The 8553-nt window shown below is 59.3% G+C and carries 11 protein-coding genes; 8 read left to right on the forward strand and 3 right to left on the reverse strand.

The features are described from left to right. Window positions 1-9 precede the first annotated feature (9 nt). Complete coding sequence (locus ACQRBV_RS14020; RefSeq protein WP_158510686.1) at window positions 10-1278, forward strand: cupin-like domain-containing protein; 1269 nt, start codon at window positions 10-12, stop codon at window positions 1276-1278. A gap of 45 nt (window positions 1279-1323) precedes the next feature. Here ACQRBV_RS14020 and ACQRBV_RS14025 read toward each other — a convergent pair whose 3' ends face one another. Both ACQRBV_RS14025 and ACQRBV_RS14030 read right to left on the reverse strand, forming a co-directional pair. Next, the gene (locus tag ACQRBV_RS14025; protein ID WP_081086994.1) at window positions 1324-2040 is read right to left on the reverse strand and encodes an autoinducer binding domain-containing protein; all 717 of its coding nucleotides are present in this window, start codon (window positions 2038-2040) and stop codon (window positions 1324-1326) included. A gap of 150 nt (window positions 2041-2190) precedes the next feature. Then, a complete protein-coding gene (locus ACQRBV_RS14030; RefSeq protein ID WP_060754108.1) occupies window positions 2191-2568 on the reverse strand; it encodes a hypothetical protein in 378 nt (125 codons plus the stop codon). 200 nt (window positions 2569-2768) lie between these two features. On the opposite strand from ACQRBV_RS14030, the gene ACQRBV_RS14035 reads away from it, so the two are divergent. The 3 genes from ACQRBV_RS14035 (at window position 2769) to def (ending at window position 4628) form a co-directional block, all read left to right on the forward strand. Beyond that, a complete protein-coding gene (locus ACQRBV_RS14035) occupies window positions 2769-2954 on the forward strand; it encodes a CsbD family protein (protein ID WP_060754107.1) in 186 nt (61 codons plus the stop codon). 180 nt (window positions 2955-3134) lie between these two features. Then, complete coding sequence (locus ACQRBV_RS14040; RefSeq protein ID WP_060754106.1) at window positions 3135-4085, forward strand: YihY/virulence factor BrkB family protein; 951 nt, start codon at window positions 3135-3137, stop codon at window positions 4083-4085. A 3-nt stretch (window positions 4086-4088) separates the two neighbouring features. After that, a complete protein-coding gene (gene def, locus ACQRBV_RS14045) occupies window positions 4089-4628 on the forward strand; it encodes a peptide deformylase (protein ID WP_060754105.1) in 540 nt (179 codons plus the stop codon). Between the two features lie 37 nt (window positions 4629-4665). Here the strand turns inward: def and ACQRBV_RS14050 are convergent, their stop codons facing one another. After that, window positions 4666-5070 (reverse strand): GNAT family N-acetyltransferase, encoded by a 405-nt coding sequence (locus ACQRBV_RS14050; RefSeq protein ID WP_090368960.1) that lies wholly within the window; start codon window positions 5068-5070, stop codon window positions 4666-4668. Between the two features lie 133 nt (window positions 5071-5203). Here ACQRBV_RS14050 and ACQRBV_RS14055 point away from each other — a divergent pair, with 133 nt between their 5' ends. The 4 genes from ACQRBV_RS14055 to ACQRBV_RS14070 all read left to right on the forward strand — a co-directional run bounded on the left by ACQRBV_RS14055 (window position 5204) and on the right by ACQRBV_RS14070 (window position 8493). Continuing rightward, window positions 5204-6133, forward strand: a complete 930-nt coding sequence (locus ACQRBV_RS14055) for a fatty acid desaturase (RefSeq protein WP_411984763.1) — start codon at window positions 5204-5206, stop codon at window positions 6131-6133. 9 nt (window positions 6134-6142) lie between these two features. Beyond that, on the forward strand, window positions 6143-6934 hold the full coding sequence (locus tag ACQRBV_RS14060; RefSeq protein ID WP_411984762.1) for a phosphate/phosphite/phosphonate ABC transporter substrate-binding protein: 792 nt from the start codon (window positions 6143-6145) through the stop codon (window positions 6932-6934). A gap of 108 nt (window positions 6935-7042) precedes the next feature. After that, the gene (locus ACQRBV_RS14065; RefSeq protein ID WP_244700326.1) at window positions 7043-7552 is read left to right on the forward strand and encodes a sigma-70 family RNA polymerase sigma factor; all 510 of its coding nucleotides are present in this window, start codon (window positions 7043-7045) and stop codon (window positions 7550-7552) included. Beyond that, window positions 7549-8493 (forward strand): FecR domain-containing protein, encoded by a 945-nt coding sequence (locus ACQRBV_RS14070; protein WP_411984761.1) that lies wholly within the window; start codon window positions 7549-7551, stop codon window positions 8491-8493. The genes ACQRBV_RS14065 and ACQRBV_RS14070 overlap by 4 nt, the downstream gene beginning before the upstream one ends. The last annotated feature ends 60 nt before the right edge of the window (window positions 8494-8553 follow it).

Genomic DNA, 8553 nt, shown 5'->3' on the forward strand with positions numbered 1-8553 from the left:
TGACGAATGATGACTGCCACGACTCGCGCACATTTTTGCGACGCTAAGAATACGCCGACGGTACCGGCTGCTTTCTGGGAGCACTTCGTCAGTCTCTCCCAAGACAAAACGCAACCGGTGGTGATTGAGCAGGGCGCCCTGATCGAGCCGCTCCTGAGCCTTGAAGACGTTTTTGAACTGGCCCGGAATGTTGTCGAGTCAGGCGACATGACCGTCAACGCGGACGGCCAAATGCTCAAGCAACCGTCTGTGCCCGGGTTTCCCCAGGCATTTGACGGGTTCGAGCAGTTCGTCCGGGATTTTGCCGCACTCAATGACGCCGAGGGCATTACCTTCACCCGCGACTACTGCCTGAAGCATTCCAGTACCGTGGCCAAGAAGTTACGCGCATTCACCCACGGTTACATCGAGCGATACGGTATGCCTTATCCCGGGGCTAATGCGGTATTTATCGGCGGGCGCTACCGCTCCACCTGGATCGGCCTGCATAACGATTCGTGCGATACCTTTCTGCTTCCGTTGTATGGCCGCAAACGCATGATGATCTGGCCGCCGGCGTATTTCGACGAGATGGCCCTGGAAAGAAAGTCTGCGCTCAATGGGGTGTGCTTCGGGCACATCGATGTCAGCCCCTACGCTGCCGATGCGACTATTTATGAAGTAGAGGCTGGTGAGATTTTCTTCATCCCGGCCGGTTGGTGGCACTACAACAAGCTGGAGGCGCTGGAGACAACCCTCACCGTGTCGGTGGGTATGTTCAGTCACGGTACGGCGCAGGGTTTCTGTGAAAACCCGATCAAAGCCGCGATGGCATCCAACGCCGCCAGTACGCAGACGGGCGCTATCGCCCCTGTGCCGGCGGGCGTGTTCGGGTCGTTGGCCGACGTAGAGCTGCCGGCGCCGGTAGCACAGTTTATCGACACGATCCGGGACAACAGCAAAATCCAGATGCTGCTCAAGTTGTCCGCCAACGGCATTATTCGTGACCGCGCCTTGGGGCGCTCGGCGGATGTGGATTTTTCGCAAGCGGCGATTCAGGCAAGAGCCGATAGCCCGTTGTACCTCCTGGTCCTGAATGAACAGGCAGGGTTGCTGTTTGCGGCGGGGGCGATGCTGCGAGTGCAGCAGTTAAGCACCGTGCGTGCCCTGATCAGTGCCTTGCAGCGTGGGGGGGCTGTGGTGTTGGGCGAAGTGCTGGCGGTGCCGGCTGATACTGATGAGGTGCTCGCCGTGGTGCGTTGGCTGTACGACCAGGCCGCTATCGATACGTTTGTGTGAGAGGTGCGCTGGCGTAGCTGCCGACGGCAGCTGCGCCGCCATACCTTAGATGTGGCCTTGGGCTACAGCATAGGTGACCGCTTGAACCCGATTGCAGGCTCCGATCTTCTTTTGGATGTTGCGAAGGTGGAAGTTCACCGCGTCGGCGGTCACGTTTAATATGCGACCAATTTCTTCAGAGGTCTTTCCATCAGCGGTCCACCGCAATACTTCTTTCTCTTTTTGTCCGAACTCGATATCCAGCGTACTGGTCAGTGCATCTTCCAATTCGAAGATATGGTAACCCGCCGTTTCGGAGAAGGCTTTTATCAACGGCTTGAGCGTTTCCCACTCTGCCTCTTCGATAGCATTATCTTTTCTGGCCAGGGAAAGTAGTGCGATATACCCGCGGGCATTGAAAGAGGGTTGGGCAAGTCCGATGTTTAGCTCAAAGGCCCGGGCATCTTTCCACAGTTGGGGGCACTCTTCAAAAAAATCTGTGCTCCAGAGCACAGGTTCGGAAGAGACTTTGCAATGGCGTATTGTCGGATCAATGACTGCATAGTTCTGTTCTTTATATCGATCCAGCCAGGCGCGGGGGTAATTGCCGAATATATGAATCTTGGGGCGCGTGAAAGGTGTGGTTTCACACACTGCGTAGGAGAAAAAGTCAAACCCGATGGTGTGGCTGAATAAGGTGGCTGATTCAATAAAACGGGTAAGGGTTGGAGGTGTTTGGCTGTGCTGACTGAGTTGTCTTATCCATGACAAATACCGCTCCATATACGTGTACCTCCATTTTCAAAAAAATGCAGGGCTCTATATTTACATTTTGAAATATATATAGGCAAGAAGAACTTGCGACTGCGTTAATACAGTCGCGAGATCACTTCAGATATTCATTAGTTGCGTACGATTAATGGCGCGAAGCCATTACTGGGCGAACTCGGCAAAGCTGATACCCGCACCCGCCGGGCGTACGTCCTTGAGGAACGAATCCTTGTCGGCGCTCAGCTCAAGGGTGATCTCCGGCTTGCGCTTGCCGGCGTTGCGCACCACCAGCCCTTCGAGATTTTCGCGCAGGAATACCGTCGGCACCTTCAGGTGCAGCAACTGGTCGCTCTCGGCGTTGTGCATCAGCAGGTGAATCCACTCGTACTGGCCCACGGCAATGCGGCCTACCGGCAGGTCGAACCACCAGATGTTGCGCTTGCGGTCCAGGTCGGTGAAGTGGCAGTTGTTGACGCCGAGTACGGCACCGCCCAGTTCGGTGTTTCGGCGGGCGATGGCCTGTGCTTTATTGAGTTTCATAACCTTCCTACGGGATCTGTTATTCAGCGTTATAGCCTGAATGTGCCGGGCATTCTCAGGGGTTGGCCGCAAAACATAAAGCCAAACCTGCCGCTTTCGATGAAATGCGCACCGAAAAAATAATTGAAACTCTGCCGTACCGCTTCGGGTCCATCTTCTTGCAATGCCCAAAACACCTGATTGTTCTTCGGAGAGATACCATGAGCAGTACATCGGACAAGGCAAAAGGTTTGAAAGACGAGCTCGTCGGCAACATCAAGCAAGGCGTCGGCAAGGTCACTGGCAACGACAAACTGCGCGCCGAAGGCGTCGTGCAGGAAAAGAAAGGCCAGGTCGAAAAGGCAGTCGGTGATACCAAGGATGCGGTGAAAAAAGCGACCAAGTAGTCTTGAGTCGCAGGCTGGTTTTGCGCAGCTCGACGGCCATCTACGGATGGCCGTTTTTGTGTCATGTGCTGCGGTTAAAGTTTCGAAATTGTTTCAAGGTCGCCAAATGGGCTACCTTGATGTAGAAAACGGCCCCTGAGTCGCCCACGAACTCAACCTTTTGCGGCGAAAGGAGACGCTATGATTTTTCCGGTACTGAACGGTCTCAAGCTCCATAAAGTGCTGGTGCGCACCGTCACGGAATTCGTCGATGACGAAATGCCCACCTACGCCTCGGCACTGGCCTACCAGATGCTGTTTTCGTTGTTCCCCTTCCTGCTGTTCCTGATCGCCCTGATCGGTTTCCTGCACCTGCCGGACTTTTTCAGTTGGCTGCGCCTGCAGTCGGAACTGGTGTTGCCGCCGCAGGCGCTGGAGCAAGTCAACCCGGTGATCGACCAGTTGCAGCAATCCAAGGGTGGCTTGCTCTCGGTGGGTATCGTGATCGCCTTGTGGACCGCCTCCGCCGGTGTGCGCCTGATGATGAGCGCGATGAACGCCGCCTACGATGTCGTTGAAGGCCGGCCGATCTGGAAGCGTTTTCCCCTGTCGGTTTTCTACACCATCGGTATCGCCGGCATGCTCCTCGCCGCTGCCGCGTTGATGGTACTGGGTCCGCAAGTGATGGAATGGCTCGCCGGGCAGATCGGCATGGAAGAGTTCGTGGTCACCCTGTGGACCATCCTGCGTTGGCCGGTGATCGTGATCCTGCTGATGTTCGCCGTGGCCCTCATGTACTACGTGATGCCCGATGTGCAGCAGAAATTCCGCTTCATCACTCCGGGCTCGGTGCTGGCCGTGGTGGTGTGGATCGTCGCTTCCCTGGGCTTCGGCTATTACGTGAAAACCTTCGCCGACTACAACGCCATGTACGGCAGTATCGGTGCGATTATCGTGCTGCTTTTGTACTTCTACATTTCTGCCGCCGTGCTGTTGCTGGGGGCGGAGATGAATGCGGTGATCGAGCACATGTCGGCCGAGGGCAAGGACCCCGGCGAAAAGCAGTTCGACGAACCCGCCGGCACGGATGAAAAACGCCACGTCTCAGGCCTGGGCCGGGACCATTCCAAACCCACTACCGACGAAGTCTGATCGATGATCCGTGAAATCCTGAAAATGGGCGACGAGCGCCTGCTGCGTATCGCGCCACCGGTGCCACCGGAAATGTTCGACAGCCCCGAGCTGTGGCAACTGATCGACGACATGTTCCAGACCATGGAACACGTCGGCGGTGTCGGCCTTGCCGCGCCGCAGATTGGCGTCGACCTGCAACTGGTGATCTTTGGTTTTGAGGCCAGTGAACGCTACCCGGACGCGCCGCCGGTACCGCAGACCATCCTGATCAACCCGTTGATCACGCCGCTCAGCCCGGTGCTGGAAGAGGGTTACGAGGGCTGCCTGTCGGTGCCAGGCTTGCGGGGCGCGGTGAACCGTTACCAACAGATTCGCTACGAGGGTTTCGACCCCAAGGGCGAGCCGATTGTGCGGTTTGCCGATGGGTTCCACGCGCGGGTGGTGCAGCATGAATGCGACCACCTGATCGGCCGGTTGTACCCGTCGCGAATTACCGACTTCAGCAAATTCGGCTTTATCGAGGTGATGTTTCCCGACATGGACCCAGCCGCCGACGACTGACGGCCTGATACAAGACCCGGTACGCACGGATCACGCATTACCCACGATCCAAGCCCATCGCGATCATCGGCTTGTTGCGCTTGTAGCGCACCAGCCGTTCGCTGAGGGACTGCGGCAGCAGTGTGTCCTGGGTGAAGCCCATGCGTTGGTACAGGCCTTCCAGATCCGGATGACACAGCAACCACACGGTGCCTTCGCACGCTGCCACCGCTTCCAGAATCAGCTTCGCGGCCAACCCCTGGCCACGATACGCCGGGTCTACGAACACGCCGGTCAGCCACTGCCCGCCGACCACCGGCGTCAGGCATAGACCGGCAACGATTTCGCTGTCGCGCGCCACCCATAGACGCCCGCCCTTGAGCGCCTTCATCGACGAATTGTGGCTGCGATAAAACTTGTTCAGCAGCGGCCACAGGGGTTCTGCGAGCAATTGGATAAGCATGTTCAAACCAGTGAGAGGGCGAGGGCGGCGATTGTAGCGCTTGATGCGTTTGCTTCTAAGCTCAGCACCCAATGATCTGCAGGATTTTTGCGGCTTATTGCACAGAGCAGGAAACACCTGCTCCGAGCTGCCTATGGCCCATTACCTTGATCCGACCCAACGCCGGGAAATCGAAGCCCTGGCCAGCACCTTCACCGTCAGAACCGAATGGCCGACCTGGCTGTTGTTGATCGGCGTGTACGCTGGATGGTTCGCTGTGATGTTCGGCAGCCACTGGCTGGGCCGGTGGTTGAGTACGCTGCTGCTGATTCCGCTCGTGACGCTGTGGCTATCGGTGCAACATGAACTGCTTCATGGCCACCCCACCCGATCGCCGCTGTTCAATAAGATTCTCGGCTACGCGCCGTTTGCCGTGTGGTATCCCTATACGCTGTATCGCGACAGCCATCTGCTGCACCACAACGATGAAGACCTGACCTTGCCCGGCATCGACCCGGAAAGCCGCTACCTCACCCAGCGGCAATGGGACAACAGTGTGCTATTGGAACGTGGCGTGCATTGGCTGACCAAGACCGTGCTCGGCCGCTTTCTGCTGGCGGCGCCCTTGGCGATTGGCCGGCTGGCCCGTCATGAGTTCCAACGCCTGCCCCAGGTCTGGCCCATGTGGCTGGCCCACGGCGGCGTTACCGTGCTGATGCTGAGTTTTATCGCCCACTACAGCGCGCTGTCGGTGTGGCACTACCTGCTGCTGGTCAGTGTGCCGGCCTTGTCCCTGGCCTCGATCCGTTCCTACTATGAACACCGCCCGCATCCGCAACCGGAGCAGCGCACCGTCCTCAACGAAGCGTCCTGGCCGTGGACCTGGCTGTTCCTCAACAACAACCTGCACCTGGTGCATCACGACTTGCCGAAACTGCCCTGGTACTTGCTGCCCACGGTCTACCGTGCGCGGCGTGATCAATGGGTGGCCCGCAGCGGTGGTTTCCTGGTGCAAGGCTACGGCGAGTTGATCAGCCGCCATGGCCTCAGGGCCATCGATAGCCCCCGGCACCCTTTTGCGTGAGAGATGACGATGAGTGAGCACTATGCCGAGCTGCGGATGTATGTCGCGCCCGAGGCGATCCGGCAGGCCAATGACCAGTGGCTGACGCGCATCTTCGAGCACCTGGCGCTGCGTCGTCTCAACGCCGACCACCTTGACTTGCCTGGCGTATGGCTCGCGCCCCAGTTGCTGATGGCGCAAACCTGCGGCTATCCGTTGATGACCCAACTGCGTGGCCAGGTCCGAGTGATCGGCCGCCCCCGCTATGAGCTGCCCCACAGCAGTGGCGGCGAACATTGCAGCCTGCTACTGACCCGCGATGATAACCCTCGCCACATCCTGGCGGATTTCTACAACAGCCGCGGTGTGATCAACGGCCACGACTCCAACAGCGGCATGAACCTGCTGCGGGAGCGCCTGGCACCGTTGCAACGCGATGGGCGTTTCTTCGCCACTGTCGACATCAGTGGTGCCCACCGCGAGAGCCTGCGCTGGCTGCGGGAAGACCGCGCCGACCTTGCCGCCATCGACAGTGTCACCTACGACCACCTGGCTCGATTCTCACCGCGGGAAGTGGCAGGGCTACGTATCGTCGCGCGCAGCGCCCCGAGCCCGACCCTGCCGTATATCGGCGCGCGGGGCTTGCAGGATGCACAGGTCACGGCAATACGCCTGGCGATGAATCAGGCGCTGGAAGATTTGCCGCAGGTCGCTGAAATCCTGGGCGTGCAGGAAGTACTTGCGGCCAGCGAGGACGACTACAGGGTGCTGCTGGATTACCAGCAACAGGCCATTGCCAGTGGCTATGCGGATCTAAGATAAGGTTATATAAAAATACTTTTTAAGTATTATTAAAGAATAAGCAGCCTTGCTAGGATCGTTTCACCGGAACACCGGACATAACGTGCAACCTACTCAGATGGAGCCACTATGTCCGGCGCCGACACTTCTCACAGCGATTACGTGGGCGGGTTATTCCGCAGTCATTACGCCTGGCTGTGCGGCCGCTTGCACCGTCACCTCGATTCCCGCGCACATGCCGAAGACATCGCCGCCGACACCTTTGTCCAGCTCCTGAGTGCACCGGGTGTGGTACCCATCCGCCAGCCTCGCGCCTTGCTCACCACCATTGCCCAGCGCCTGGTGTACCAGTTGTGGCGCCGCCGTGATCTGGAGCGTGCCTACCTCAGTGCACTCGATAACGACGAAGCTTCAACTGCGCCGTCTGCACAAGAGCTCGCGCAAATGCTTGAGGCGCTGCAAGCCATTGACCAGTTGCTCGACGGCTTGCCGGCCAAGGTCAAGGCGACCTTCCTGCTGTCCCAGCTCAATGGCCTGACTTATCCGGAAATCGCCGCCGAGCTGGGGATTTCCCAGCGCTCGGTCAGCGACTACATGAACCGTGCCTTCAACCGTTGCCTGCGGCTGTGCGTGGAATGAACGACGAATTGATCGACAGCGCCGCACGCTGGCACGTGCTGCTGCGTTCCGGCCAGGCTACGGCGGGCGACTGGCAGCGCTACGCACAATGGCGTGCCGCCGACCCGCGCCACGACGCGCTGTGTAAACAGTTGGAAGCACGCCTTGGCGTATTCCAGGTGCCCCTGGCACAGGGGGTGAGTGGCCAGGTGTTGCAGCAGGCGTTGGAGGCACCGTCCAGCCGTCGCCAGGTGTTGCAGGTTGCGCTGGCAGGCGCCGGTGTCGCGCTCGGCGCTGCGTGGTTGGCCAAGCCGCTGGGCTTGCCGTTGATGGACCTCACGGCGGATATCCGCACCGGCACCGGCGAGCGCCGCACGGTGACGCTGGAGGATGGCAGCGAGTTATTGCTCAACGCGCAAAGTACGGCGGATATCCAGTTCGACCCGCAACGGCGGCTTGTGCGCCTGCGCGAAGGCGAGTTACTGGCCAAGGTCGCCAGCGACCGCATTCGGCCCTTTCTGATCCACACCGACCAGGCGCGTCTGCGCGCCCATGGCAACCGCTTTGTGCTGCGCGAGCGCGAAGGGCAGGGCCAAGTCGTCGCCCTGAACGGTGCGGTGCAAATCGACGGCCAGAACGGTGAGCGCCTGCAACTCGCTGCCGGCCATGAGGTGCGCTACGACCGCGCAGGCTTCGGACCGGTGCAGGCCAGTTCCACCGGAGCCACCGCCTGGATCGATGGCTTCCTGCAAGTGCGTGACCGCCCGCTGGCCGACGTCATCGACGCACTGCGCCCCTATCACAACGGCGTGCTGCGCCTGGATCCCGCCGTGGCGGGTCTACGTGTCAGTGGCCTGTACCGTCTGGACAACCCCCAGCAAATACTCGACACCCTGGCGCAGACCTTGCCGATCCATATCACCCGCCGCACCGGTTTGTGGGTGACCGTCAGTGCTGCGTGATGGCGCTGATGTGAGAGGGGGCTTGCTCCCGATTGCGGAGTGTCAGCCAATGCATTTGGC

Origin of the sequence: Pseudomonas sp. R11F (assembly GCF_050312575.1) — a bacterium.
GTDB lineage: Bacteria > Pseudomonadota > Gammaproteobacteria > Pseudomonadales > Pseudomonadaceae > Aquipseudomonas > Aquipseudomonas palleroniana.

Coding starts and splice junctions, on each gene's coding strand:
- def (WP_060754105.1), top strand. CDS start 4,089: ATGATCCGTGAAATCCTGAAAATGGGCGACGAGCGCCTGCTGCGTATC.
- ACQRBV_RS14050 (WP_090368960.1), bottom strand. CDS start 5,070: ATGCTTATCCAATTGCTCGCAGAACCCCTGTGGCCGCTGCTGAACAAG.
- ACQRBV_RS14040 (WP_060754106.1), top strand. CDS start 3,135: ATGATTTTTCCGGTACTGAACGGTCTCAAGCTCCATAAAGTGCTGGTG.
- ACQRBV_RS14030 (WP_060754108.1), bottom strand. CDS start 2,568: ATGAAACTCAATAAAGCACAGGCCATCGCCCGCCGAAACACCGAACTG.
- ACQRBV_RS14070 (WP_411984761.1), top strand. CDS start 7,549: ATGAACGACGAATTGATCGACAGCGCCGCACGCTGGCACGTGCTGCTG.
- ACQRBV_RS14060 (WP_411984762.1), top strand. CDS start 6,143: ATGAGTGAGCACTATGCCGAGCTGCGGATGTATGTCGCGCCCGAGGCG.
- ACQRBV_RS14055 (WP_411984763.1), top strand. CDS start 5,204: ATGGCCCATTACCTTGATCCGACCCAACGCCGGGAAATCGAAGCCCTG.
- ACQRBV_RS14035 (WP_060754107.1), top strand. CDS start 2,769: ATGAGCAGTACATCGGACAAGGCAAAAGGTTTGAAAGACGAGCTCGTC.
- ACQRBV_RS14025 (WP_081086994.1), bottom strand. CDS start 2,040: ATGGAGCGGTATTTGTCATGGATAAGACAACTCAGTCAGCACAGCCAA.
- ACQRBV_RS14065 (WP_244700326.1), top strand. CDS start 7,043: ATGTCCGGCGCCGACACTTCTCACAGCGATTACGTGGGCGGGTTATTC.
- ACQRBV_RS14020 (WP_158510686.1), top strand. CDS start 10: ATGACTGCCACGACTCGCGCACATTTTTGCGACGCTAAGAATACGCCG.